The organism is Pseudohongiella spirulinae, from assembly GCF_001444425.1.
Taxonomy (GTDB): Bacteria; Pseudomonadota; Gammaproteobacteria; order Pseudomonadales; family Pseudohongiellaceae; genus Pseudohongiella; species Pseudohongiella spirulinae.
Map to the genome: position 1 here is coordinate 2,536,558 of NZ_CP013189.1, position 23,842 is coordinate 2,560,399.

Consider the following 23,842-nt stretch of genomic DNA (forward strand, 5'->3'; position numbering starts at 1 on the left):
CTATCAGGCCTTACGTCCCGGAATTCGCCAGGCTGCGGACAAGGCATGTGCCTGCAGCTTTTCGTTGTATGCCAGTTTTTCAGCCACAGGCGCAAGTCTGGCTGCACCCTGTTCTGAACAACGGATAATTGAACTGCGCTTTTGAAAATCGTAAACACCCAGCGGAGAGAAAAACCGTGCGGTTCCGGAAGTTGGCAACACATGGCAGGGACCAGCACAGTAATCCCCCAATGCTTCCGGCGTATATCGCCCCATAAAAATGGCACCGGCATGGCGAATGCCGGGCAGCCACTCATCCGGTTTTTCAACAGACAATTCCAGGTGCTCTGGCGCAATCTGATTGCATATCGCCAGAGCGTTCTGCTGGTCAGGCGCATAAATCAGCGCGCCACGGTTCTGCATTGACGTGGCGATAATCGCCTGACGTTCCATTTGCGGCATTAGTCGGGTAATGCTGTCATGCACCGCATCCAGATACTCACGATCTGTACTGATCAGAATGGACTGCGCCTGCTCATCATGTTCAGCCTGTGAAAACAGGTCCATGGCAATCCAGTCCGGATCGGTTTTTCCGTCACAGACTATTGTCAACTCCGAAGGACCGGCAATCATGTCAATACCAACTTCACCAAAAACCTGTTTCTTGGCGGCCGTCACGAAGACATTGCCCGGCCCGGTAATCTTGTCGACCCGAGCAATGGTCTGCGTACCAAAGGCCAATGCCGCAATGGCCTGAGCACCGCCGATCGTGAACAGCCTGTCCACACCGGCTACAGCGGCGGCTGCAAAAATAAGCCGACCAGCACCGCCGGCATCTTCACCATAAGGCGTGGGCACAACGGCAATAATTTCTTTAACACCGGCAACACGCGCCGGGATGGCATTCATCAATACCGAAGACGGATAGTTCGCCTTACCTCCTGGCACATACAGACCAGCGCGATCCAGGGCGATGACATGCTGACCGTACACAGAACCATCGTCTTCCTCATACTGCCAGGAGCTTTGCAACTGACGCTCATGATAACGACGAATACGATCCGCGGCGTGCCGGAGTGCCTCGGCCAGTTCAGGCTCCAGCGCTGCCAACGCCGCCTCCATCTGACTGCGACTGACCTCCAGCTGCGCCATGTTGTCTACGTTCAATCGATCAAAGCGCCGGGTGTACTCCAGGACGGCATCATCACCGCGAGTCCGCACCTGATAGATGATATCGGCCACTGTCCGTGCCACATCGGCATCTTCAATCATGCGACGGTCAAGCAGTTTATTGAGCACTTGCTCAAAATCAGGCTGGGACGCATCCAGCCGGGAAACCGGAAATCGTTGTTCAGACATTATGCTTGCACCCGTTTCGACGCCGCTACTTTCAATTTATCCAGAAGCACACTGACAGAGGCATGTTTCATTTTCATCGACGCCTTGTTAACGATCACCCTGGAGCTGATATCTGCAATCAGTTCCAGCGGCTCGAGACCATTTGCCTTGAGCGTATTGCCACTGTCGACAATATCAACGATCCAGTCGGCCAGACCCATCGAAGGCGCCAGTTCAAGTGCACCATTCAGCTTGATAATGTCTGTCTGCAGCCCCTGCTCCGCGAAGTAGCGCCGCGCAATATTGACAAATTTGCTGGCCACACGCACTCGCCCCTGGGGTGCTGGCGCACCAACCGGCGCGGCAGTCATCAAACGACAGCGGGAGATACCAAGATCCAGCGGCTCATAAAAAGCCCCTTCACCATACTCCATGAGCAGATCCTTGCCCACCACACCAAGGTCGGCACTGCCAAATTCAACATAGGTTGGCACGTCGGAGCCTCGCACTATCATGATCCGCACAGCGGGCAGATTAGTGTCAAAAATCAACTTGCGGCTTTTACCCGGATCTTCCAGCAGATGAATACCCGCATCTGACAACAGAGGCATGGTTTCCTCGAGAATACGGCCCTTGGTCAGCGCAATAACCAGGGGCTGATTGTCACTCGATGTCATATTTAAGTCCTTACGCCAAGCGCCGGATTTTGGCACCCAGCGACTGCAATTTCTCTTCTATACACTCATAACCGCGATCAATATGATAGATCCTGTCAACAACCGTCTCATGGTCAGCCACCAGCCCGGCAATCACCAGGCTGGCGGAAGCTCTCAGGTCGGTGGCCATGACAGGCGCCGATTTTAGCTGACGAACACCAGTGACAGTGACTGTGTTGCCCTGCACCAACATATTAGCCCCCATGCGATTCATTTCATGTACGTGCATAAAACGATTCTCAAATACAGTTTCTGTAATGATGCCGGTGCCGGACGCAATTGCGTTCAGTGCCGTGAATTGAGCCTGCATATCGGTGGGGAATGCCGGATACGGGGCCGTACGGACTGACACCGCGGATGGACGTCGGCCATGCATGTCCAGCTCGATCCAGTCGCTGCCGGTCTTGATCTCGGCACCGGCCTCTTCCAGCTTCAACAACACAGCATCCAGGGTATCCGGGCAGGTATCCTTGATGCGAATGCGCCCTCGCGTAGCAGCTGCCGCAATGAGATAGGTGCCGGTCTCGATCCGGTCGGGCATCACCGAATAGCTACAGCCATGCAAGCGAGGTTTACCGTTAACGACAATGGTATCGCTGCCATGGCCGCTGATATCCGCACCCATGGCAATCAGGCATTTAGCCAGATCAACAATTTCCGGCTCTTTGGCGGCATTTTCGATTACCGTCCGACCATCAGCCAGAGCCGCTGCCATCAGCACGTTTTCTGTACCGGTCACAGTACAGATGTCCATCAGAATGTGAGCACCTTTAAGTCGTCCCTTAACTGAGGCTTTGATGTAACCGTCTTCAACAACTATATCCGCTCCCATTTTCTGCAGGGCCTGAATGTGCAGATTTACCGGACGGCTGCCGATGGCGCAGCCACCCGGCAGGGCCACCTGAGCCTGCCCGAAGTGCGCCAATAGCGGCCCCAGCACCAGAATCGAGGCACGCATGGTCTTGACCAGCTCATAGGGCGCATTGAAGTGACTGATGGTGCCGGCAGTGACTTCAACTGCCAACGATTCATCAACCACCGTATCTACGCCCATGCAGCCCAGCAGCTCCAGCATGGTCGTAACATCAAACAGATGCGGCAGGTTGCTGATCCGCATGGTGTCATCCGTCAGCAGTGTCGCGGCTAGAATCGGCAGGGCCGCATTCTTTGCGCCTGCACAACGGATTTCACCATCTAGGCAGATACCGCCCTGAATCAAGAGCTTGTCCATCAATTGTCCTGTCGGGAGTGAGGCCGTCTGGCCAGGGATCAGAGCTGACCAGCTTCCGCCGGCGTCAAAAGGCGCATGCTCACTGCATGCACCGCACCACTTTGAATGTGTGAGTTAAGATGCTGATAGATCAATTGCTGGCGTTTGACCGCTCCCAGATCCGTGAATATCTCACCGATGACTGTGACCTGAAATTTGCCGGCGCCACCTTCAACGGCGACCTGACATCCGGGCAGGGCTTCCTGCAGAAGCCCGCTTATCTGCTGTGCATCTATACTCATTACTTAACCTCTGAGCGCAAGTTACTGCTCACTGCCATGCTTCAATCACAGCATCAATGTCGTTGTCGTGACGCGCCATCAGCGCAGCAAACTGGGTATGGTACTGGCGACGCAGGTTTATACCACCAACAAACAGATTACGAAGCTTCCATTCACCCTCAGCGTTTTTGAACAGCGCGTACTGCAGCTCAATCCGGGCGCCTTCGGAATTGATCTGCATGCGCACGTTCGTGGGCGCATCAGGGTCTTCCGGCGCTTCACGAGGCGGCAGGTAAACCAGCTCCTGGCCACCATATTCAACCAGTGCCGAACCATAGAAACGTGTCAGAGTGCTGCGTAATTTCTCACCAAATGCCAGCAGCTGCTCGTCGCTGGCATCCCGTGAGAATCGCGCCATTACACCTACCGCCACCTCGCGAAAATCAACAAACTTGCCAACTTCCTCTTCAATACCGGCATAGTAGCGATCTTTATCGCTGTCAAAATAAGGCCGCAGCTCTTCAACCCGCTTAAGCAATTGACTGACTGACTGCTCGGCCGCTTCGACGGCACTGGGCGTCTCAGACTGTGCAGTTGCCAGAAGCGCAGCAAACAGGGCTGATATGAATAGAGTACTATTGAGTAACAACTTCATTTAGAATTCCTCCACAGTGGTTGCGCAGTGTACCTCAAATAGAGCAGCCAATAAATTACTACTTGCAAAGCCCCGAAATCATCCGTCTAATGGACGCCCGTTGTCATGATCGATTCGCCACAGCCTGTTATCACTAATTTATGCTCGTAAATGTTGTCATTATCTGCCTGGGATTTGCCGGTCTGATATGGGGTGCCGACAAGTTTGTTTTCGGCGCCTCTGCATTCGCCCGCAATGTCGGCATCCCACCATTGGTCATTGGACTGACAATCGTGGCATTCGGCACGTCAGCTCCCGAAATCTTCTCTTCAGCTGCCTCGGCATTGGCCGGCGAACCAGAACTTGCCATCGGCAATGCCGTTGGTTCGAACATCTTTAACCTGGGCATCGCACTGGGTGTCGCTCTGGTGATAAAACCCATCACACCGCCCAGATCACTGGCACGCAAAGAACTGCCGGCATTAATGCTGGTAAGCGTGCTTTGCGGGCTGCTGATGATGAACCTGTATATAGGCGTCTGGGATGCACTGGCACTGATTGCTGTCGTGTCGTTTTTTATCATTTACCTGTTCAGCCGAAAACGCTCACAACCGGCAGACGCCGAGTGTGATGATGACGATGAGATCCCGGACGATGTCAGCACCGGCAAAGCCCTGACCTGGTTGATTCTGGGGCTTGCATTGCTGATTGTCAGCGCTGAATACCTGGTAGAAGCCTCTATCAGCGTTGCCGGGCTGCTCGGGGTCTCATCCGGCATTATCGGTTTGACCCTGGTGGCTCTGGGCACCAGCCTGCCGGAACTTGCCGCTACTGTAACCTGTGCACTCCGGGGCCATCATGAATTGGCCGTGGGCAATATCATCGGCTCTAACGTCTTGAATATCCTGGTGGTACTGCCATTCCCCGGACTGCTGGCAGCAAGTTATTTTGACAGCAATCTCTTCTACCGGGACTACGTGGCCATGATGGTAATGACAATCCTGCTGTTAGCCATCAGCTACCCTGCCATTCGCGCCAGACGCCAATTGGGCCGCAGCAGTGGTATCGCATTCATAATGCTTTACCTGGCCTGGTTCGGCATAATGTATTACCAGATTCACTGATCTGAGGACCGGTCCATGACTGATTCACGGGCGCTGATCAACAGCGCGCTGCGCACTATCCGAATTGAACACGACGCTATCGGAGCGCTGCCGGAACGCATTGATGAGAACTTTGTACAGGCCTGCCAGGTGATGCTGGCCTGTCAGGGCCGTATTGTGGTCACCGGCATGGGCAAGTCCGGACATATCGCCCGCAAAATTGCTGCCACGTTATCCAGCACCGGCAGCCCGGCCATGTTTGTTCATCCTGCGGAAGCCAGTCATGGAGATCTAGGCATGATCACCGGCAAGGATGTTGTGCTGGCGCTATCCTATTCCGGCACAACGGAGGAGCTGATCAACATACTGCCACTGATAACCCGCAAAGGGGCGACATTTATCAGTATGACGGGCAACAAACAGTCGACCCTGGCACAGACGGCGGACATCAACCTCGATGCCAGTGTCACTGAAGAAGCCTGCCCTCTGGGCCAGGCCCCAACAGCCAGCACCACAGTGGCGCTGGTGCTGGGAGACGCGTTGGCCATGGCTCTACTGGAAGCCAAAGGCTTCACTCAGGAAGATTTTGCCTTCTCACACCCCGGCGGCCGCCTGGGCAGACGCTTACTTCTAAAAGTAAAAGACATCATGAAGGGCGGCGATCTGATCCCGCGTACTTCAACCAGCACCTTGCTTAAAGACGCCCTGTTCGAAATCAGCAGCAAGGGTCTCGGCATGACAACTGTTGTAAACGAACGCGGCCAGCTATGCGGCGTTTTCACCGATGGCGACCTGCGTCGCGCACTGGATGCCGGCAAAGACATTCGCACAACACAACTGGCGGATGTCATGTCGCCCAACTTCAAGTCCGTGAACCAGGACGCCATGGCAGTCGAAGCGGCTCGCTTGATGGAAGATTATCGTATTTACACACTGGTCGTACTTGATCAGCAACAGCAGCTGGCGGGCATCATCCGCATGCATGACCTGCTGCAAGCCAACGTAGTTTAAGGATCCGGCATGCAATATACAGGCGATAAGCAGACGCTCGACCAACGTGCCAAAAATATCAGGTTGCTGGTGCTGGATGTTGATGGCGTGCTCACCGACGGTCAACTGTACTTCAGCGAACAGGGCGAAAGCCTGAAGGCGTTTAACACCCTGGACGGACACGGTATCAAACTGCTGCAGGCTAATGGCATACAGGTCGCCATAATCTCCGGACGCCGCTCTGCAGCTCTGGAACGGCGTGCCACTGCACTTGGAATCACATTGCTTTGGCAGGGACGGGAAGACAAGCTGAATGCTCTGCAGGAGCTGCTGCAAAACGCGCCGTATGCACCGCATGAAATTGCCTGTGTAGGGGATGACCTGCCGGACCTGCCGATAATGCTGGCCAGCGCCCTGGCAATCACAGTACCCAATGCCCATGCCAGTCTGCGGCAATATGCGTCACTTTGTACAGAGCGCCCGGGCGGGCAGGGAGCGGTGCGCGAAGTAGCCGACTATCTGTTACAGTCACAGGGAAAATACCAGGACATTCTGGACAGCTACACGTCGTGAGCACCCTATGAATCTGAAAGACCTGGCAGGCCGCAAACTAAGCACCATCCGCCTGAGGAACTGGCTGCTGGCACTCGCTCCGGCGGTGATTATCGCCTGGGTAATCACCGGTCGACTTGGAGTTTCAACAACCGACGAACCCGACACGCCAATGGAAATCGCCGGACAAACACCTTACGAAGCCTTTGGCCGCGGCATCCGGAGCCATATTTTCGACGCCAGTGGTGAACTGACTTACGAGATCAGTGCCGAGTCTCAGCGCATGTATCCCGATCAAGTTTCTGAATTGGATATACCCATCATCAGAATGTATGAAGCCAATCAGGAGCGCTGGAATATCTCAGCATTATCAGGCAGAATTCGTGCCACTTCCGGGGGCAGCATACAGCAGCTGGAACTTGAACAGGGTGTGCAGATCCGCCATGAACTGAATGGCACGGACAGCGTTCGCCTGACAACTGACTGGATTGTTGTAGACGCCGACACTCAGCGCCTTCACACAGATGCCGTGGTCAATGTTTCTGGCAGCAGTATTACACAACAGGCGGTTGGCATGCGTGCTGACCTGTCATCAGATTCACTGGAATTTTTATCAAATGTTAATGGCCGCTTCTCTAACATCAGCCCGCCGTAAACCAGTCTTGCTGACTGCGCTGCACTGCCTGCTGAGTCTTTGCTGTCTGCTCATTCCGGCGGCCGGCCTGTCGGCCGTTGCCCCCTCTGACAGCACTGAGGACATTCTTTACAGTGCCGATGGCGGCGGCAGCATTGAAACAGTTGGCAACGTCAGAACCACTACACTACGCGGCAATGTTCGCATTCAACAGGGGCTGATTGTCATATTCGGTGATACCGCCACCCTGGAGCAGGACGTCAGCAGCGGCGACCTGATTCGCGTCACAGTGGAAGGTGAACCCGCCCGATTTGTACGCAATGCAGAAGACAGCGCGGAAACCATCAATGGCTCCAGCACAAGAATTGTGTATTACAACCAGACAGATACTCAGAGTAACAGCCAGGTCCTGCTGTCCGTGGTCGAATTCCAGGGCCAGGCCAGCTTTACCCGTGGCCGCACGGCGCTGGAGTGCTCCCAAATCAAACACATTGTTGAAACCGGCGCGACTGACTCACCCGGCCCTTGCTCCGGCGTGCTGGCGCCCATTGAATAATGGATATTCTGAACGCTTTTAATCTGGCCAAATCTTACAAAGGCCGCCAGGTCGTCCGCGACGTCTCCATGTCTGTGCGAAGCGGCGAAATCGTTGGCCTGCTGGGCCCCAACGGAGCCGGTAAAACTACCTGTTTCTACATGATTGTCGGTCTGGTTAATGCCGATAGGGGCCGCATTCTTATCAATGATGAAAACCTGACCGGTCTGCCAATTTTTGCGCGCGCGCGACTGGGACTTGGCTATCTGCCTCAGGATTCTTCGATCTTCCGCAACCTGTCGGTCGAAGACAATATCATGGCCATTCTGGAAACCCGCAACGACCTCGATAAAGCTGGCCGACAAGAGAAGCTCGACAGTCTGATTCAGGAGTTTCACATCAATCATATCCGCAAGAACAAGGGTATGAGCCTGTCAGGCGGTGAGCGTCGTCGCACAGAAATCGCCAGGGCTCTGGCAAATGACCCGCGCTTTATCTTGTTGGACGAACCTTTTGCTGGCGTAGATCCGATCTCTGTCAGCGATATCAAATCGATTATCGAACACCTGAAGCAGCGCGGCATTGGAGTACTGTTGACCGATCACAACGTCCGGGAAACTCTGGACATCTGCGACAAAGCCTACATCGTCAGCGAAGGCGGTATCATCGCTGAAGGCAGCTCAGAGCAGATCCTGGCCAATGAGAAGGTCCGGGAAGTCTATCTTGGCAAGAACTTTCACATTTAGATGGACCGCCGTGATCTTGCAAAAACATCACCAACTCGGCATGATGCTTGCTTTCAAATCCTCTGTGCCGGGCACCAGGTTTAAATGAAGTACTTGTCGCCATGAAAATTTCGCTACAGCTAAAACTTGGTCAGCAACTGACCATGACACCGCAGCTGCAGCAGGCTATCCGGCTACTGCAGTTATCAACACTGGACCTTCAGAACGAGATCCACGAAGCACTGGAATCCAATCCCATGCTGGAACTCGACGAGTCACAGGAAGCGCCAGAAAGTACCAACGACTCCTACGAAGAACGCGAACTGGCATTTGATAAGGCAACAGCCAAAGCCACAGAAGACACCTCTGAAGACAGCAGCGACTCCAAATGGGAAGACAGCATTCCGGAGCAGTTGTCCGTCGACACGCACTGGGACGACATCTACCAGAGCACCTACACAACCGGCGGCCCGGCATCTGACAGTGACGACAACGACTTTGAGTCTCGCGATTCCGCCTCAGAAACACTTCAGGATCACCTGAGCTGGCAGCTCAATCTGACCAATATGTCCGATATAGACCGGCTGATCGGCATGGCCATTATCGATGCCATTGACGCTAATGGTCAGCTGTCAGTCAGTGTGCAGTCTATTCTGGAAGGATTGCAGGGCGAACTGGAGGTCGACGAGGACGAAGTCATCGCGGTACTGCACCGCATCCAGCAATTCGATCCGGTGGGTGTTGCTTACCGCGATCTATCCGAGTGTCTGAGCATCCAGTTGCAACAGATTCCGGTTGCGGCCCGAACAGAGGCAATTGAACATGCCCTGGTGCTGGTCAAAGACCATCTGGACCTGCTTGGCAGCCGCGACTACGCACAGATCATGCGTCTGGCCCGACTGAAGGAACATGAACTGCGTGATGCAATTGCCATCATCGAAAAACTTAATCCGCGACCCGGCGCCGACATTGCGCCGGCCAATACCAATTATGTTATACCCGATGTCATTGTCACCAAAGACAAACGCAGTGGCCGCTGGCAGGTCGAACTAAACCCTGAAACAGCGCCCAGGTTGCGCATCAATGCCGACTACGCAGCACTGGTAAAACGCTCTGAAAACAGTGCAGACAACAATTACCTGAGAGACAATCTGCAGGAAGCCCGCTGGTTTCTGAAAAGCCTGCAGAGTCGCAATGAAACCCTGCTGAAAGTCGCCAGTCGAATTGTTGAGCATCAACAGGGTTTTCTGGAACATGGCGAAGAAGCCATGAAACCCCTGGTTCTGCACGATATCGCCGAAGCGGTTGAAATGCATGAGTCGACCATTTCCCGGGTCACCACACAAAAATATATGCACACGCCGCGCGGCATCTTCGAGCTTAAGTACTTTTTCTCCAGCCATGTCAGTACAGCTGCCGGGGGCGAATGTTCATCTACCGCCATACGTGCCCTGATCAAAAAGTTGGTTGCTTCAGAGAATACCCGCAAGCCGCTGAGTGACAGTAAAATTGCCAAACTGCTGGAAGAGCAGGGTATTAACGTAGCACGGCGGACAATTGCCAAGTATCGTGAATCACTGGCGATACCGCCCTCCAACGAGCGAAAACGCCTGGACTGAGACCAGTCCGATTGCCAGCAAAGAAGCAAGGCTCTAGAATGTCGTCTCCGGATAACAGGACCTATTCATGCAACTGACCAGTATTCTTACCCCGGAACGGGTTTTTTGTAATCTGCCCGGGGTCAGCAAAAAACGCTTTCTGACAACCATCAGCGAAAAGATCGCCAAGTCAGCACCGCAACTGTCCGCCGACTCCATTTACACAGCGCTGCTGGCACGGGAGCAACTTGGCAGCACGGGAATCGGCAACGGTATTGCTATCCCGCATTGCCGGGTCGCCGAGTGCGATGCGATCACCGGCACACTGGTCAAGCTGGAAGAAGGCATTGATTTTGACGCCGTCGACTCGCAACAGGTGGACCTGTTGTTCATTCTGATTGTACCGGCTGAAGAAACAGCAGAGCATCTCCGTGTGTTAAGCGCGCTGGCGCACCTGTTCCACCAGGAGGCTTTCTGCCAGGCTTTACGAGCCGCTGCAACAGACCAGGAACTTTACGACACCGCCATTCGATTCGATCAGCAAAGCAGCCAATAACCCTCGTCAGGCAGGTACGCGCGTGAAACTCTTGATAATCAGCGGTCGCTCCGGTTCAGGTAAAAGTACGGCGCTTAACATGCTGGAAGACAGTGGTTATTACTGTATCGATAATTTGCCGGCCAGCCTGTTGCCTGCCTTCATTCAGCGCATCAGCCATGAGCAGCAGGAATTGCCCCGCGTTGCCGTGAGTATTGATGCCCGCAACATTCCTGATGATCTTAAAAAAGTCCCTGATATCCTGCGAAACCTGCAGGAATCAAGCCTGAACCCGGAAGTGATTTTCCTGGATGCCAGCAGCCCGGTACTGATTCGCCGTTTCAGCGAAAGCCGTCGGCGCCACCCGCTTACTACCGACAGCATTGGACTGCGCGAGGCCATCAACAAAGAAAGGGAATTGCTGGAGCCCATAGCCACTCTGGCCGGATTGTCTATTGACACCAGTTCAATGTCAGTCCATCAATTGCGCGAACTGGTGCGCTCCCGAATACTGGAGAGAAAGAACGCCAGTCTGTCAGTGATGTTTGAGTCATTTGGATTCAAAAACGGCGTTCCGGTTGATGCCGATCTGGTGTTTGATGCACGCTGCCTGCCCAATCCGTACTGGGATGCCAGCCTGCGCCATCTCACGGGCAAGGATGCGGCCGTAGTGAGCTTTCTGAGCAGCCATCCCGATGTTGAGGCCATGCTGACGGATATCACCCAATATTTGCAACGCTGGCTGCCCAGCTACGAAGCCAGCAATCGCAGCTACATGACTGTCGCCATTGGTTGCACCGGCGGACAGCATCGCTCTGTCTATCTGTGCGAGCGCCTGTATGGTGAGTTCTCTGACAAAATAAGCAACCTGCAGCTTCTACATCGCGAATTAAGCCGGCCTGCGACCGGGAAAGTGCAACATGATTGAGTCAACCATTACTATTTGCAACAAGGCCGGCCTTCACGCGCGCGCCGCCTCCAAACTGGTCGGCATTGTTAATCAGTTCAACAGCAAAGTCTCCATTGGCACAGAAAAGCTGGTTGATGCGCACAGCATTCTTTCACTGATGATGCTGGCCGCCGGCAAAGGTACCGTTTTAAAAATCATCGTTGACGGCGATGACGAAGAGCAGGCACTGCTGGCTATCACAAAACTCGTTAATGACCGCTTCGATGAAGGCGAATAGGGCTCCGGCACAGAATGACTTCTCCCAACGATAAAAGCGCGGTCCTGCACGCGGACGATACCGCTGAAAGCAAGACCCGTCGCAAACAACGCATGACTGCCGTGCAAAAACTGGGTGAAGAGCTGCTGACCCTGAATGCGCGCCAGTTACAACAAATAGAGCTTCCTGAGTCGCTGCTGCAGGCATTAAAGGAATACCAGCGACTACCAAACAAAAATGAGGCGAAGCGCCGCCAGTTGCAGTTTATCGGCAAGGTCATGCGAGCGGCTGATCATGAAGCAATCGCCGAAGCGTTGCAAAAACTGCGAACGCCCAGTGCTCGCGAGGTGAGACGTAGTCAGGACATTGAACGTTGGGGGCAACGCCTGCTGAGCGCAGACAATGATGCCCTGGAGGCGTTTCTGGACAAGTGGCCGATGGCGCAGCGGCAGACGCTGCGACAACTGCAGCGCAACTACAGCACACTGTCAGATACGGCGAGCGAGCACATTGGTTCCGATGATCAACTCATGCGTGCACGACGCAAGCTGCTTGACTATGTTAAATCAGTCATCAACTGATGAGTCCTGAACAGACCTATCAGTGAGTCACGCAGCCATCTGTGCGACGGATCGCTGTCAGACTGTCGATGCCAGTACAGATGCATATCCAGAGCAGGCACTTCAAACGGCAATGGCCGTAAAAGCAAGGCGTACTGATCGGCCAGAAAGCGCGGTACGGTCAGCACCAGGTCTGTGCCACTGACGACTTCAGCCGCGACCCGATAGTGCTGAACCCGTAGTTGAATTTTGCGCTCTGCCTGGTGTTTCAGCAGCGCCATATCAACCTGCCCCAGGCCGCGTCGGCGACTGGACACATGGATATGGCTCATCGCCAGATAGGCGTCCAATGTCAGATTCTGGCCCGCCAATGGGTGATCAGGTCGCATGGCACACACATAGTTTTCTTTAATCAGGGACTGATGCGCAACCTGGGCGTCCTCAATCAACGGCACATCGACCGCAAAATCCAGCTCACCACGCGAGAGTTGTCGAACCAGTTCATGGCGTTTGGTGTAATAACTTTGCAGGGACAAACCTGGCGCATGAGTTTCAAAGTAGGGAAACAGTCGCGGCAATATCACCGCCTCCGCGAGATCTGTCATGCTGAAGCTATATGTGCGCTCTGCTGATCTGGGGTCAAACTCCTCGCGTTCCAGGACGCTGGCATTGAGCAGATTCAGTGCTGCCGATATGTTCTGGGCAATGCTGTCGGCCACGGGGGTCGGCAGCATCCCTTTTGATGTGCGCACGAATAACTCGTCATTGAAGACCCGCCGCAGACGTGACAGGGCATTGCTGACGGCCGGCTGGGTAATCGCCAGTGTCCTGGCGGCCTGGGTCAGGTTGCGTTCCGTGTAAATGGTGTCAAATACCAGAAACAGATTAAGGTCCAGTTTTTTCAGAACAAAGCCCCTCTCCGCATGACGGAGTCAATCAAATGTATTATTCTCATGAATGATACTTTAATCTATCAATAACACAAATCAATAGCGCGGATTCTGACTTATGAGCCAGTTGTACCTGGTCCGCCACGGACAGGCGTCTTTTGGCGCAGATAATTACGACCAATTATCGCCTCTTGGATTGCAACAAGCTCAATGGCTGGGCGACTATTTCAGCGAACTTGGCATTCATTTTGACCGGGTTATCACCGGCTCCATGCTCCGTCAGCAACAGACCGCCCGGGGCATTCTGCAGTCGATGAACCTGGAACAGTCACTTGAGTGCGACGTCGGCTTTAATGAGTTCGATTTCCATACCCTGGCTGCCGTCTATTGCCAGGTCGCGGGCATTGAAACACCAGGCACGGCAGACGGTGGACGGCTGTTTTTCCAGATGCTGCGCCGCGCCATGGAAGCCTGGTCCAAAGACGAACTGCACGCTGCGCATCCGGATTGTGCCAACACCCTGGAGACCTGGCAGCAGTTCTATGACCGTGTTGAACAGGCCTTAAAAAGCATAACAACGGCCGAAACCGAGCAGTCCGTACTGGTGGTCAGCTCAGGCGGCGCCATGGCCATGGCTGTCGCGCAAGTGTTGGGCTGCGGGGTAGAAACCCTGATTAACCTGAACATGCAGACTCGTAATACCGGCACCCATCATTTTTACTTCAATCAGCGCGGTCTGCAGCTGACCACTTTCAATAGTCTGCCGCACCTGCAGCGCAAAGACCGGTTGCATTGTTTGACCTATACCTGATCAGCAAGCTCTAAAATCAAAAGGTATACCACGCATGAGCAATGACCCGATGAACAACAACAACGCACTGGCGAGCTGGCTGCAATCTCATCTGCCGGACTGTGACGGGCGCTATCAACTTGAAAAATTTGCCAGCGGGCAATCCAATCCAAGCTATCTGCTGAACTGCGGTGAGCAGCAATATGTGTTGCGGCGCAAACCACCAGGGCAGCTGCTGGCCTCAGCTCATGCCGTTGATCGTGAATATCGGCTGATCAAGGCATTGCAGGGCAGTGCCGTGCCGGTGCCGACCGCCCTGGCACTGTGTGAGGATGACGGTGTCATCGGCAGTATGTTTTACATTATGAGCTATGAGGCCGGCGACGTGCACTGGGACCCTGCCCTGCCGGCGATCGAAACCGGCCAGCGCCGCGCCTATTACCAATCTCTGATCCATACACTGGCCAGTCTGCATAATGTCGATTATGTCTTTGCAGGACTGCAGGATTTTGGCCGTCCCGGCAATTATTTTGCACGCCAGCTATCACGCTGGACCAAGCAATATCAGGCGTCAGCCACTCAGACCATAACCGCTATGGATCAGTTAATCGACTGGTTGCAGGCCAATCTGCCAGATGACGACGCCCAAAGCAGCATCATTCATGGCGACTATCGCCTGGATAATGTCATGTTTTTCCATAACAGTCCTGACGTACGTGCCGTGCTGGACTGGGAACTGGCGACACTGGGTCACCCAATGGCCGATCTGGCTTACTACCTGATGGCTCTGCGCCTGCCAGGTGAAGGCGAAATCAAAGGCCTGCAGGGCCTGGATCTGTCCGCACTGGGCATCCCCGAAGAAGCCGAGCTGATTGATCTGTATTGTCAGGCCCGACAGATAAAATCACCCGCCAACTGGGACTTTTACATGGCATTCAGTTTTTTCCGACTGGCTGCCATTTTGCAGGGCGTATACAAACGCGGACTTGATGGCAATGCTTCCAGTGCCAGGGCGATACGCATGGGGGAGTTGGTCAAACCGCTGGCAGAATTGGGGCTGGCATCTATCAAGTGACGAGTGCTACCATCGAGCGAATAATAAAAACTGAGGTCTGGGTATGCGCGATAAACACGCAAGAGCCTATTGGAAAGCAAATGTCAGAATTCTGGCAACACTGTTAACAGTCTGGGCATTTATATCCTTTGTTTGCGGCATTCTGCTGGCTGATTTTCTGGACAACTTCCGCTTTGGTGGCTTCAAACTGGGCTTCTGGATTGCCCAGCAGGGCTCCATCTATGTCTTTGTGATACTCATTATTGTCTACGTCTTCTGGATGGATCGACTGGACGCCCGCTATCACCGGGACAGCTCAGTGAGTGACCCAGAAAAGGAGACCCAGGCATGAACGTGCAATTGTGGACCTATGTATTTGTTGCCCTGTCGTTTGGTCTCTACATCGGCATCGCCGTGTGGTCCAGAGCGGCATCAACCAACGATTTTTATGTCGCCGGTGGCGGTGTTCATCCACTAGCTAACGGCATGGCAACGGCCGCTGACTGGATGTCAGCCGCATCATTCATATCCATGGCTGGTCTGATTTCGTTCCTGGGCCGCGATGGTGCTTTTTATCTGATGGGATGGACCGGCGGCTATGTGCTTCTTGCCCTGTTGCTGGCACCCTATCTGCGCAAATTCGGAAAATTCACGGTACCGGACTTTATTGGCGACCGCTACTACTCTCGCAGCGCACGCATGGTGGCCATCTTCTGTGCCATCTCCGTATCGTTTGTTTATGTCTGCGGCCAGATGCAGGGTGCCGGCATTGTGTTTTCCCGCTTTCTTGAGGTCGATATCACTACCGGTGTGATCATCGGCATGACCATTGTATTTTTCTACGCCGTGATGGGCGGCATGAAAGGCATCACATACACTCAGGTTGCCCAGTACTGTGTGCTGATTTTTGCCTACATGGTGCCAGCCATTTTCATCTCCCTGATGATGACCGGAAACCCGATACCACAATTGGGTTTTGGCGCCGAACTGACCGAAGAATACGGTGGCGGCTACCTGTTGGACCGGCTGGACAGCCTGAGTGAGGAGCTTGGATTTGCCACCTACACAGCCGGGCAACGCGCGACACAGGATGTGTTCTTTATTACGGCCGCTCTTATGTTCGGAACGGCCGGCCTGCCCCATGTCATCATTCGTTTTTTCACTGTCCCCAGTGTGCGTGATGCCCGCAAGTCCGCAGCCTACGCGCTGGTGTTCATCGCCATACTCTACACAACAGCACCGGCGGTTGCGGCATTCGCCAAAACCAATCTGTTGAACACAGTCAACAATGCAAGCTATGAGGAATTGCCCTCGTGGTTTAGCACCTGGGAGACTACCCAGCTTATTCAATTCGATGATCAGAATGGCGACGGGCGTGTGCAGTACTCCGGCGACCCCGCCATCAATGAACTGACAGTCAACCGTGACATCATGGTGCTGGCCAACCCGGAAATTGCCGGCCTGCCCAACTGGGTTGTCGCGCTGGTAGCGGCCGGAGCGCTGGCGGCGGCGCTTTCAACAGCCGCCGGCCTGCTACTGGTCATTTCAACTGCCGTGTCACACGACCTGCTTAAGCGCAGTATGATGCCAGGTATCAGTGAAAAGCAGGAGCTGCTGTTTGCCAGACTGGCAATATTTGTTGCCATACTGATTGCCGGCTACTTTGGCATCAATCCGCCCGGGTTTGTGGCCGAGGTTGTCGCATTTGCCTTTGGCCTGGCAGCAGCCTCGTTCTTCCCGGCTATCGTGCTGGGTATTTTCTATCGGCGCATGAATCGCGAAGGTGCGATTGCCGGCATGCTCAGCGGCTTCCTGTTCACAGCCGCTTATATCATCTTCTTCAAGTTCGTATCACCGGAATCCAGCACACCGGAAAATTGGTGGTTCGGCATATCACCGGAAGGCATCGGCACCGTGGGCACACTGATCAATGCAGCGGTCGCCCTGACTGTCTGCCGGTTCAGCCCGGCGCCACCGCGTGACATTCAGAATATGGTTGAAGAAATCCGGCTGCCCGGCAACGTGCCAACTGTCCCGCTCAGTCATCAGTCTCACTGATCCGGGGAGCGGTGGCATCAATTGCCGAATTGTTCACCGCGCTGACAAGCGTTTCGGCCAGTTCCAGGTACGCCCGGGCAACCGGGCTGTCCGGCGAACTGAGCAGGAGAGGTGTGCCAGCATCAGTATGTTCGCGAATCGACAGATCCAGTGGCAGAGTAGCAATCACTTGTACACCGTAGTCCTGCGCCAATCGCTCGCCACCGCCGCTGCCAAAAATCGCTTCACTGTGACCGCAGTTGGAGCAGATATGCATGCTCATATTTTCCACCACGCCCAGAATGGGCACACTGACCTTGCGGAACATCTCGATACCTTTTCGGGCATCAAGCAGCGCAACGTCCTGCGGTGTAGTTACAATCACAGCACCGCTGAGCTTGATCGTCTGTGACAGGCTGAGCTGTATATCTCCGGTTCCGGGCGGCATGTCGATAATCAGGTAATCCAGATCCTCCCATAAGGTATGCTGGAGTATCTGATTGAATGCCCCGACAATCATCGGTGCACGCCATACCATCGCCGTTTCCGGTTCGACCAGATAACCGATAGAGTTGGTCTGCAGGCCATGCGCCATAACCGGTTCCATGCTCTGTTTATCAAACACGCGCGGCCGGGTGCCTGGCGGCACGCCCAGCATCAACGGCTGACTGGGGCCATAGATATCAGCGTCCAGCAGCCCCACCCTGGCACCGATTTTTTGCAGGGCAATCGCCAGATTGAGCGCCGTGGTGGATTTACCCACGCCGCCTTTACCCGACGCAATGCAGACAATATGTTTAACTGCTGACAATCCTTTCAATTGACACCTCCCACCGGTCGATAAAACTGCATTATCCAACAAACAGTCTGCTATATTCAGCACCACAACCGCAATTGACCCGACAACCGTTCGGCTGTTGCGCTTCGACACACTTACGGCCTTGATATTAAGGCGAATGGACGATATAAGATCAGCTTATGACTGTAAGCACTATGACCTGTTCCACTGATCGAAACCCGAGGCCGCACGGCTTCCGGAAGACGCCCGTCTGGCTGCTGAGCTGCCTGCTGGCATCGACATGGCTGCCTGGCGGCGCGTTAGCCGAACAGGCGACTTCCGGCAATGATCCGCTGGTCACGACGCAGGAAGCCTTTGATCACCCTGTCAAATATGCTATTTACTCCTCGGCCTGGCACCTGAGTTCAAATGCTGGCCTGCGCATCGTCGCACAAAACCAAAGCGATGCAACAATCGAGCTACAGAAAGTTATTTTTACTGATGAAACAGGTGATAAGGAAGATACAGAGCTGGTACTGGAGTTAAGCGTGCCACCGCAAGGTTGGGCGGAGGCTCAGGTGCCCTATCAGGATCTGCTCAGCGGCAGCGAATGTGTCACCCGTACCATGCTGGAAGACTGGAAGCTGGTGGAGATATCCAACTACACACTGAACCCTTCAGTTCGCGGCCTGATCATCGAGGATACCCGTTCCTTCCGCATTTACCAGTGCGTACGCAGCGTACGCACCTATTGGCGTGATGTGCAAAGTGATGAGATCAATTACGGCTCGCAGTGGTTGATGTATCATTTTGAGCGGCTGCCCATCGACTGACGACACGCCTGCCGGGCAAGCCTGCGTCCGGCCGATACGCTATCAGTTGCCCAGCGAACGTGCTTCGCGCACCAATTGATCCTTGCGTGCCTCAAGCTCGGAGATCAGTGATTTCTGCAAGGGCTCAACGGTTTGACCGTTTTCATCCAGATTTTCGTACTTGCTCTGCTCACTGGCCAGCATTTGCAACAGTTCCTCGGCAGCTGTAATCGCTTGCGACAGCCGCTCATTGGCTCGTTCGCGACGGCTGATGCGCGCCTCATAATCGGTCAGTTGTCGCTCCAGCTCGACAATTCTCTGTTCCTGCTCGCGCGCCAGCCGAGCCTGTTCAGCCTGACGTTGTTGTTGCTCCAGCAGGGCAGCCTGGCGAGCCCGCTCAGCCGCTTCGCGCTCTGCCGCTTCCCGGGCGCGGGCCAGAGCTTCCCGCTCCTCCTGCATTCTCGCCAGCTCTTCGCGCAGCTCTCTCTCGCTGCGTTCAGCTTCCAGTCGGGCAATCTCCGCCTGGCGTGCCTGCTCCGCCATCTCGCGGGCCTGCGCCTCAGCCTGCTGCTGCGCTAAAATAGCGTCCTGAGCCGACTGCCCGGCGCAGCCGGCAGTCAGTAATAGAGTGACCACTACCATCAGTGGCATAGTGCCTGAGCGACGTAATTCGAACATAGCCAGATTCCTGTTAACCCATCGTTTTCGGATCAATTTCGCTAACTTTAACACACCATGCCAACAGCCCGGACCAATTCTGCAACAAATTGGCTGCCCGGGTGGCTGTTCATCTATAATGCCGACATGCCCATTTACCGTATCCGCCTATTTTTGCTGCTGGCTCTGAGCCTGCCCCTGATTCTGGCAGTCATGCTCGCGGCCCTGACATTGCGTCCGACTCCACTTGTGCCGGGCGACGGCACCCTGCAGGCTGCCGACATCAGACAACTGGAACAGTTGATTGCGGACAACAGCCCTTCCCGACTCAGCAGCAGTGGGCAACGCGAGCTGAGCCTGACAGGCGACGAACTTAGCCTGCTGGGCAATTTCGCGCTGAATAATCTGGACCTTCTGCAAGATTCTGCCGTGGCATTCACGATCGATGGTGACCAGGCTTACGGCCAGCTCAGCATGCCGATATTCGGCAATGTCATACCGCTTTATGCGAACCTTTCTGCTCACTTTGCCCAGCGCGAAGGAGAAGCTCGTCTGGTCTCAGTCAGAGCCGGTTATCTGCCAATACCCGCCCCTGTGATACGAATAGCCGAGCAGTTGGCTGGCAAGCGACTGGGCAACGCCGATGCGGCAACTCAGGAAATGGCGACTCTGCGCCATCAAGTGCGGACCATTACACTGGCGAATGATCAGTTGCATCTGCAACTGCACTGGGAGCCTGAAACGCTCACTCGCATCCGTGACCAGGCCCGGCAGGTGCTGGTGCCGCCGGAGGACCGGGACCGCGTATTGGCTTATCACCTGAGAACTCTGGAACTGTCAGCACAGCTATCTGCGCATGGCCGCTCGGCCTCCCTGGTTCAATTGTTGCCGCAGTTATTCAAACTCGCCATTCAGCGCAGCGACTCAGATGCGGACACCATCGCGGAAAACCGGGCCTTGCTGCTCTCGTTATCGCTGTTTGTAAATCGATTACCCATTGACGAACTGATTGCCGTATCAGCAGATACACCTTTGCAGGACACCAGCGGCTTGCAGACCACCTTGTTTCGCCGCAGTGACCTGAGCCAGCACTTCATTACCTCAGCTGCTCTGGCCGTTTCGGCCGGCGCCGAAATCGCCCAGGTATTAAGTAACATCAAAGAGGTGTACGACAGCCAACGACGCAGCGGTTTCAGTTTCAGTGATATGACTGCCAACCTGGCCGGTGTGGCGTTTGCCGAAGCGGCAACGAGCAATCCAGAATCCGCCCGCAGACTGCAGCGGCGCATGGCCTCAGCCGGTGCTGAAACCGATTTTATGCCCTCGCCGGCGACCGATGCTGACGCCCTCTCGGAAAGCGCTTTTGCAGACATTTTTGAAGATCGTAACAGTGATGTATACAATGACCGCCTTGCACAGATCAGCGACCAAATTGCTGTGTTGCCAATTTACCTGGATTAATCCTACACCATGAGTTCAAAATCTGACGCTTCCGGTTTCACCACCACCAATCTGCACGCTGACCGCCGCGATCATCCGGAGCATGGTGTTCTGCACAAACCGGTACACACTTCCGTCGCATTTACCTACGACGATGCACACGATCTCGCTGCTGTATTTCAGGGCAAAAAACCGGGTTATAACTATGGCCGTCAGCAGAACCCGACAGTTAATGCCCTGCAAAACCGCATTACAAAAATGGAACAGGGTCTGACCAGTACTGCATTTGCGACCGGCATGGCGGCCATTGGCTCTGCACTGTTTGCGCTGCTGCGCCCCGGCGATCACATTATCTCCAGCGCCTTTCTGTTTGGTAACACCAACAGCCTGCTGAACTCCTTTCGCAACTTCGGCATTGATGTCAGCTTTGTGGACACCACACGCGTGGAAAATGTTGAAGCGGCTCTGACTCCTGCGACCCGGCTGGTGTTTACCGAAACGATCGCCAACCCCGTCACCCAGGTTGCCGACCTGAAGCTAATCGGGCAGCTTTGCGCATCAAAGGGAATCATCTATATGGTGGATAACACCATGACTTCGCCCTGGTTGTTCCGGCCAGCCCAGGTTGGCGCCAGCCTGATTGTCAATTCGCTGACCAAGTATATCGGTGGCCATGGCAATGCACTGGGGGGAATGCTGACGGATACCGGCTTGTATGACTGGGAAAAATTCCCGAATATTCTGGACCTGTATCGGCAAGGTGATGTTCGACTCTGGGGCACCACCCAGATTCGTAAAAAAGGACTGCGAGACTTTGGGGCTACGCTCGGGCCTGAAGCTGCCCACCACCTGGCTGTAGGATCAGAAACACTGCCTTTGAGAATGGATCGCGCCGCCGATAATGCGCAGCGCCTTGCCGAGTTTTGCGAGTCACACCCCCGGATCAAGAAAGTTTATTACCCGGGTCTGACCACACACCCTCAGCATCAATTGGCCAGGACATTATTCCGCAAACCGGGTGCCATTATGAGCATCGACCTGCAGGATGATCTGGACTGTTTCGACTTTTTGAACCAACTCGACTGCGTCATCGCCTCCAGCAATCTGGGTGATACCCGAACGCTGGCGATTCCTGTTGCTCATACCATCTTTTACGAGATGGGTGCGGAACGTCGCGCATCCATGGGCATCGGCGACAATATGATTCGTTTGTCAGTTGGCATCGAAGACATTGACGATCTGCTGAACGATTTTGAACAGGCTTTGAAATAAACGATGATTACACTGTGTCACCACAGCGACATTGAAGAAGGTCGCGCCAAAGGTTTTGATGTTAACGGCAAGCAGTTATTTGTTGTCAAGAAGGATGATCAGCTTCACCTTTATTACAACTATTGCCCCCACCTGGGCACGCCTCTGGAATGGCTGGAAGATCAGTTTATGGATCCGGATGGCGTGTTCATTCAATGCGCAACACACGGGGCGCTGTTTGTAGTGGAAGACGGCTTGTGCATACAGGGGCCCTGTAAGGGCAAATCATTAAAAGCCATTCCGTTTGAAATGGGCAATGGCTTTATGATGGTGGAAGAAGCACATATCGCCACGCTCGGGCGAATCTGAATTCAGCGACTTTGCAGCGCATCAACTATGCGCTGGGCGGCCAGTTCCAGGTCAGGCATGCTGCGCGTATAAGCCAGGCGCACATACCTTCTGGCCTGATGCTGCCCGAAATCGGTGCCCGGCGTCATCGCGACGCCATGTTGCTCCAGCATTTGCTGACAGAACAACTCACAGTCATCTGCAAACGCCCCGATGTCTGCGTAACAGTAAAAAGCCCCTTGCGGCTGCCATGGCAGACTGAAACCGATGTGTTGCAAGGCGCTGGCCAAAAAGTCGCGACGTTGGCGAAACTCTGACCGTCGCTCTTCCAGCACGCCTGTCACATCGTCATCGAAAGCATGCAAGGCGGCGTACTGAGAAGGCGTTGATGCGGCGATAAAAAGATTCTGCGCCAGAATATTCGCCATTTCGCTGAAGGCTTGCGGCACCACTACCCAACCCACACGCCAACCAGTCATACCAAAATATTTTGAAAAGCTGTTTATAACAAAATTATTATCGTCAAATTTCAGCGCAGTCGGTAAATCGCCCATTGGCGTCACGTCTGCTACGGGCTTAACAAAATCAAGGCCGTGATAGATTTCGTCCATGACCAGATGCATGCCCCGCTGCCGCGTCCAGTCACTCAATTCAGACATACGGGTGGCGTCAATGACTGCGCCTGTCGGATTAGCCGGAGATGCCAGCCATAATCCCTTGCTGGACTCATTGTATGCTGCATCTAACTGCGCAGTGGTCGGTGCCGCCAATCCCGGTGTTTCCGGCGCAATAAGCACAGCCTCAGCACCCATCAGGTGGACATAGTTTCGGTTACAGGGGTAAGCCGGGTCGGGCATCATGACCTGATCTGATGGATTCAGCAGCAAATTCGACAGCAGTACCAGAGCACCACTGGCACCCGGTGTTACGATGATACGACTGACATCTACCTGCACACCGTGGTGCTGAGAATAGAATTGCGCAATGCGCTCCCGAAGAGCTGGCAGACCACTGGCCGGTGTATACTGAGTTTTGCCGCTGCGCATGGCCCGCACCGCAGCTTCCACAATAAGAGGGTGTGCCGTAAAGTCAGGCTCCCCGACCTCAAGATGCACAATTGACCGACCGGCTGACTCCAGTTGACGCGCTCGTTCCAGCACATCCATAACCTTGAATGGGTTCACTTTTCGGGTGCGCATTGCCGCTGTCAACTGTCGTTCTGTCATAGT

Annotated in this window: 28 protein-coding genes; 19 read left to right on the forward strand and 9 right to left on the reverse strand. The window is 54.4% G+C overall.

The features are described from left to right. Positions 1–3: 3 nt before the first annotated feature. From hisD to PS2015_RS11675, 5 genes are read right to left on the reverse strand one after another with little or no spacing between them, the layout of a single operon-like run. Positions 4–1,338, reverse strand: a complete 1,335-nt coding sequence (gene hisD / locus PS2015_RS11655) for a histidinol dehydrogenase (RefSeq protein ID WP_058022399.1) — start codon at positions 1,336–1,338, stop codon at positions 4–6. Then, on the reverse strand, positions 1,338–1,994 hold the full coding sequence (hisG, locus tag PS2015_RS11660; RefSeq protein ID WP_058022400.1) for an ATP phosphoribosyltransferase: 657 nt from the start codon (positions 1,992–1,994) through the stop codon (positions 1,338–1,340). Before hisG ends, hisD begins: the two co-directional genes overlap by 1 nt. 10 nt (positions 1,995–2,004) lie before the next feature. Continuing rightward, on the reverse strand, positions 2,005–3,264 hold the full coding sequence (gene murA, locus PS2015_RS11665; protein WP_058022401.1) for a UDP-N-acetylglucosamine 1-carboxyvinyltransferase: 1,260 nt from the start codon (positions 3,262–3,264) through the stop codon (positions 2,005–2,007). 38 nt (positions 3,265–3,302) lie between these two features. After that, positions 3,303–3,545 (reverse strand): BolA family protein, encoded by a 243-nt coding sequence (locus PS2015_RS11670; protein WP_082628115.1) that lies wholly within the window; start codon positions 3,543–3,545, stop codon positions 3,303–3,305. A gap of 28 nt (positions 3,546–3,573) precedes the next feature. Further along, positions 3,574–4,179 (reverse strand): MlaC/ttg2D family ABC transporter substrate-binding protein, encoded by a 606-nt coding sequence (locus tag PS2015_RS11675; RefSeq protein WP_058022402.1) that lies wholly within the window; start codon positions 4,177–4,179, stop codon positions 3,574–3,576. Positions 4,180–4,319: 140 nt separating this feature from the next. Between PS2015_RS11675 and PS2015_RS11680 the strand changes: the two genes are divergently transcribed. From PS2015_RS11680 to yjgA, 11 genes are all read left to right on the forward strand, one after another. Beyond that, on the forward strand, positions 4,320–5,282 hold the full coding sequence (locus tag PS2015_RS11680) for a calcium/sodium antiporter (RefSeq protein ID WP_058022403.1): 963 nt from the start codon (positions 4,320–4,322) through the stop codon (positions 5,280–5,282). A gap of 15 nt (positions 5,283–5,297) precedes the next feature. Then, positions 5,298–6,272, forward strand: coding sequence for a KpsF/GutQ family sugar-phosphate isomerase (locus PS2015_RS11685; RefSeq protein ID WP_058022404.1), 975 nt, complete (start codon positions 5,298–5,300; stop codon positions 6,270–6,272). A gap of 9 nt (positions 6,273–6,281) precedes the next feature. Then, positions 6,282–6,824, forward strand: a complete 543-nt coding sequence (locus PS2015_RS11690; protein ID WP_058022405.1) for a KdsC family phosphatase — start codon at positions 6,282–6,284, stop codon at positions 6,822–6,824. A gap of 7 nt (positions 6,825–6,831) precedes the next feature. Then, positions 6,832–7,458: an LPS export ABC transporter periplasmic protein LptC gene (lptC, locus tag PS2015_RS11695; RefSeq protein WP_058022406.1), complete on the forward strand. Its 627-nt coding sequence runs from the start codon at positions 6,832–6,834 to the stop codon at positions 7,456–7,458. Beyond that, positions 7,421–7,993 carry an LptA/OstA family protein gene (locus PS2015_RS11700; RefSeq protein ID WP_169792310.1) on the forward strand — a complete coding sequence of 191 codons (573 nt, stop codon included), beginning with the start codon at positions 7,421–7,423 and terminating at the stop codon, positions 7,991–7,993. The genes lptC and PS2015_RS11700 overlap by 38 nt, the downstream gene beginning before the upstream one ends. After that, on the forward strand, positions 7,993–8,718 hold the full coding sequence (gene lptB, locus PS2015_RS11705) for an LPS export ABC transporter ATP-binding protein (RefSeq protein WP_058022408.1): 726 nt from the start codon (positions 7,993–7,995) through the stop codon (positions 8,716–8,718). The genes PS2015_RS11700 and lptB overlap by 1 nt, the downstream gene beginning before the upstream one ends. Positions 8,719–8,819: 101 nt before the next feature. Then, positions 8,820–10,316: an RNA polymerase factor sigma-54 gene (locus tag PS2015_RS11710; protein WP_058022409.1), complete on the forward strand. Its 1,497-nt coding sequence runs from the start codon at positions 8,820–8,822 to the stop codon at positions 10,314–10,316. A 67-nt stretch (positions 10,317–10,383) separates the two neighbouring features. Further along, a complete protein-coding gene (gene ptsN / locus PS2015_RS11715) occupies positions 10,384–10,851 on the forward strand; it encodes a PTS IIA-like nitrogen regulatory protein PtsN (protein ID WP_058022410.1) in 468 nt (155 codons plus the stop codon). A gap of 22 nt (positions 10,852–10,873) precedes the next feature. Then, entirely contained in the window at positions 10,874–11,758 is an 885-nt protein-coding gene (rapZ, locus tag PS2015_RS11720) for an RNase adapter RapZ (RefSeq protein WP_058022411.1), read from the forward strand. Next, positions 11,751–12,017 carry an HPr family phosphocarrier protein gene (locus PS2015_RS11725; protein WP_058022412.1) on the forward strand — a complete coding sequence of 89 codons (267 nt, stop codon included), beginning with the start codon at positions 11,751–11,753 and terminating at the stop codon, positions 12,015–12,017. Before rapZ ends, PS2015_RS11725 begins: the two co-directional genes overlap by 8 nt. A 14-nt stretch (positions 12,018–12,031) precedes the next feature. Then, positions 12,032–12,577: a ribosome biogenesis factor YjgA gene (yjgA, locus tag PS2015_RS11730; protein ID WP_058022413.1), complete on the forward strand. Its 546-nt coding sequence runs from the start codon at positions 12,032–12,034 to the stop codon at positions 12,575–12,577. Here the strand turns inward: yjgA and PS2015_RS11735 are convergent. Beyond that, positions 12,553–13,461: a LysR family transcriptional regulator gene (locus PS2015_RS11735; RefSeq protein WP_058022414.1), complete on the reverse strand. Its 909-nt coding sequence runs from the start codon at positions 13,459–13,461 to the stop codon at positions 12,553–12,555. The genes yjgA and PS2015_RS11735 overlap by 25 nt on opposite strands. A gap of 103 nt (positions 13,462–13,564) precedes the next feature. Between PS2015_RS11735 and PS2015_RS11740 the strand changes: the two genes are divergently transcribed. Genes PS2015_RS11740 through PS2015_RS11755 form a run of 4 tightly spaced genes read left to right on the forward strand, consistent with a single transcriptional unit; the run spans position 13,565 to position 17,348 of the window. Beyond that, positions 13,565–14,257 carry a histidine phosphatase family protein gene (locus tag PS2015_RS11740; protein WP_058022415.1) on the forward strand — a complete coding sequence of 231 codons (693 nt, stop codon included), beginning with the start codon at positions 13,565–13,567 and terminating at the stop codon, positions 14,255–14,257. A 34-nt stretch (positions 14,258–14,291) separates the two neighbouring features. After that, positions 14,292–15,311 carry a phosphotransferase family protein gene (locus PS2015_RS11745; protein ID WP_058022416.1) on the forward strand — a complete coding sequence of 340 codons (1,020 nt, stop codon included), beginning with the start codon at positions 14,292–14,294 and terminating at the stop codon, positions 15,309–15,311. A gap of 43 nt (positions 15,312–15,354) precedes the next feature. Further along, on the forward strand, positions 15,355–15,642 hold the full coding sequence (locus PS2015_RS11750) for a DUF4212 domain-containing protein (RefSeq protein ID WP_058022417.1): 288 nt from the start codon (positions 15,355–15,357) through the stop codon (positions 15,640–15,642). Next, complete coding sequence (locus PS2015_RS11755; RefSeq protein ID WP_058022418.1) at positions 15,639–17,348, forward strand: sodium:solute symporter family protein; 1,710 nt, start codon at positions 15,639–15,641, stop codon at positions 17,346–17,348. The genes PS2015_RS11750 and PS2015_RS11755 overlap by 4 nt, the downstream gene beginning before the upstream one ends. Here the strand turns inward: PS2015_RS11755 and apbC are convergent. Continuing rightward, positions 17,329–18,147, reverse strand: a complete 819-nt coding sequence (gene apbC, locus PS2015_RS11760; protein ID WP_237113322.1) for an iron-sulfur cluster carrier protein ApbC — start codon at positions 18,145–18,147, stop codon at positions 17,329–17,331. The genes PS2015_RS11755 and apbC overlap by 20 nt on opposite strands. A 158-nt stretch (positions 18,148–18,305) precedes the next feature. On the opposite strand from apbC, the gene PS2015_RS11765 reads away from it, so the two are divergent. Beyond that, entirely contained in the window at positions 18,306–18,938 is a 633-nt protein-coding gene (locus PS2015_RS11765) for a hypothetical protein (RefSeq protein WP_058022419.1), read from the forward strand. 42 nt (positions 18,939–18,980) lie between these two features. Here PS2015_RS11765 and PS2015_RS11770 read toward each other — a convergent pair whose 3' ends face one another. Further along, the gene (locus PS2015_RS11770; RefSeq protein WP_058022420.1) at positions 18,981–19,595 is read right to left on the reverse strand and encodes a hypothetical protein; all 615 of its coding nucleotides are present in this window, start codon (positions 19,593–19,595) and stop codon (positions 18,981–18,983) included. Between the two features lie 57 nt (positions 19,596–19,652). On the opposite strand from PS2015_RS11770, the gene PS2015_RS11775 reads away from it, so the two are divergent. Genes PS2015_RS11775 through PS2015_RS11785 form a run of 3 tightly spaced genes read left to right on the forward strand, consistent with a single transcriptional unit; the run spans position 19,653 to position 22,634 of the window. Beyond that, on the forward strand, positions 19,653–21,035 hold the full coding sequence (locus PS2015_RS11775) for a YfiM family lipoprotein (protein WP_058022421.1): 1,383 nt from the start codon (positions 19,653–19,655) through the stop codon (positions 21,033–21,035). Between the two features lie 9 nt (positions 21,036–21,044). Next, positions 21,045–22,286, forward strand: a complete 1,242-nt coding sequence (locus tag PS2015_RS11780; protein ID WP_058022422.1) for a cystathionine gamma-synthase family protein — start codon at positions 21,045–21,047, stop codon at positions 22,284–22,286. A 3-nt stretch (positions 22,287–22,289) separates the two neighbouring features. Then, positions 22,290–22,634, forward strand: coding sequence for a Rieske (2Fe-2S) protein (locus tag PS2015_RS11785; RefSeq protein ID WP_058022423.1), 345 nt, complete (start codon positions 22,290–22,292; stop codon positions 22,632–22,634). Positions 22,635–22,636: 2 nt separating this feature from the next. Here the strand turns inward: PS2015_RS11785 and PS2015_RS11790 are convergent, their stop codons facing one another. Further along, positions 22,637–23,839, reverse strand: a complete 1,203-nt coding sequence (locus tag PS2015_RS11790; RefSeq protein ID WP_082628117.1) for an aminotransferase class I/II-fold pyridoxal phosphate-dependent enzyme — start codon at positions 23,837–23,839, stop codon at positions 22,637–22,639. Between the last annotated feature and the right edge of the window lie 3 nt (positions 23,840–23,842).

What these genes read in the sequence shown, in the direction of transcription:
- hisD (WP_058022399.1), bottom strand. Translation starts at nt 1,338, where the DNA reads ATGTCTGAACAACGATTTCCGGTTTCCCGGCTGGATGCGTCCCAGCCT.
- hisG (WP_058022400.1), bottom strand. Translation starts at nt 1,994, where the DNA reads ATGACATCGAGTGACAATCAGCCCCTGGTTATTGCGCTGACCAAGGGC.
- murA (WP_058022401.1), bottom strand. Translation starts at nt 3,264, where the DNA reads ATGGACAAGCTCTTGATTCAGGGCGGTATCTGCCTAGATGGTGAAATC.
- PS2015_RS11670 (WP_082628115.1), bottom strand. Translation starts at nt 3,545, where the DNA reads ATGAGTATAGATGCACAGCAGATAAGCGGGCTTCTGCAGGAAGCCCTG.
- PS2015_RS11675 (WP_058022402.1), bottom strand. Translation starts at nt 4,179, where the DNA reads ATGAAGTTGTTACTCAATAGTACTCTATTCATATCAGCCCTGTTTGCT.
- PS2015_RS11680 (WP_058022403.1), top strand. Translation starts at nt 4,320, where the DNA reads ATGCTCGTAAATGTTGTCATTATCTGCCTGGGATTTGCCGGTCTGATA.
- PS2015_RS11685 (WP_058022404.1), top strand. Translation starts at nt 5,298, where the DNA reads ATGACTGATTCACGGGCGCTGATCAACAGCGCGCTGCGCACTATCCGA.
- PS2015_RS11690 (WP_058022405.1), top strand. Translation starts at nt 6,282, where the DNA reads ATGCAATATACAGGCGATAAGCAGACGCTCGACCAACGTGCCAAAAAT.
- lptC (WP_058022406.1), top strand. Translation starts at nt 6,832, where the DNA reads ATGAATCTGAAAGACCTGGCAGGCCGCAAACTAAGCACCATCCGCCTG.
- PS2015_RS11700 (WP_169792310.1), top strand. Translation starts at nt 7,421, where the DNA reads ATGTTAATGGCCGCTTCTCTAACATCAGCCCGCCGTAAACCAGTCTTG.
- lptB (WP_058022408.1), top strand. Translation starts at nt 7,993, where the DNA reads ATGGATATTCTGAACGCTTTTAATCTGGCCAAATCTTACAAAGGCCGC.
- PS2015_RS11710 (WP_058022409.1), top strand. Translation starts at nt 8,820, where the DNA reads ATGAAAATTTCGCTACAGCTAAAACTTGGTCAGCAACTGACCATGACA.
- ptsN (WP_058022410.1), top strand. Translation starts at nt 10,384, where the DNA reads ATGCAACTGACCAGTATTCTTACCCCGGAACGGGTTTTTTGTAATCTG.
- PS2015_RS11725 (WP_058022412.1), top strand. Translation starts at nt 11,751, where the DNA reads ATGATTGAGTCAACCATTACTATTTGCAACAAGGCCGGCCTTCACGCG.
- yjgA (WP_058022413.1), top strand. Translation starts at nt 12,032, where the DNA reads ATGACTTCTCCCAACGATAAAAGCGCGGTCCTGCACGCGGACGATACC.
- PS2015_RS11740 (WP_058022415.1), top strand. Translation starts at nt 13,565, where the DNA reads ATGAGCCAGTTGTACCTGGTCCGCCACGGACAGGCGTCTTTTGGCGCA.
- PS2015_RS11745 (WP_058022416.1), top strand. Translation starts at nt 14,292, where the DNA reads ATGAGCAATGACCCGATGAACAACAACAACGCACTGGCGAGCTGGCTG.
- PS2015_RS11750 (WP_058022417.1), top strand. Translation starts at nt 15,355, where the DNA reads ATGCGCGATAAACACGCAAGAGCCTATTGGAAAGCAAATGTCAGAATT.
- PS2015_RS11755 (WP_058022418.1), top strand. Translation starts at nt 15,639, where the DNA reads ATGAACGTGCAATTGTGGACCTATGTATTTGTTGCCCTGTCGTTTGGT.
- PS2015_RS11765 (WP_058022419.1), top strand. Translation starts at nt 18,306, where the DNA reads ATGACTGTAAGCACTATGACCTGTTCCACTGATCGAAACCCGAGGCCG.
- PS2015_RS11770 (WP_058022420.1), bottom strand. Translation starts at nt 19,595, where the DNA reads ATGTTCGAATTACGTCGCTCAGGCACTATGCCACTGATGGTAGTGGTC.
- PS2015_RS11775 (WP_058022421.1), top strand. Translation starts at nt 19,653, where the DNA reads ATGCCAACAGCCCGGACCAATTCTGCAACAAATTGGCTGCCCGGGTGG.
- PS2015_RS11780 (WP_058022422.1), top strand. Translation starts at nt 21,045, where the DNA reads ATGAGTTCAAAATCTGACGCTTCCGGTTTCACCACCACCAATCTGCAC.
- PS2015_RS11785 (WP_058022423.1), top strand. Translation starts at nt 22,290, where the DNA reads ATGATTACACTGTGTCACCACAGCGACATTGAAGAAGGTCGCGCCAAA.
- PS2015_RS11790 (WP_082628117.1), bottom strand. Translation starts at nt 23,839, where the DNA reads ATGACAGAACGACAGTTGACAGCGGCAATGCGCACCCGAAAAGTGAAC.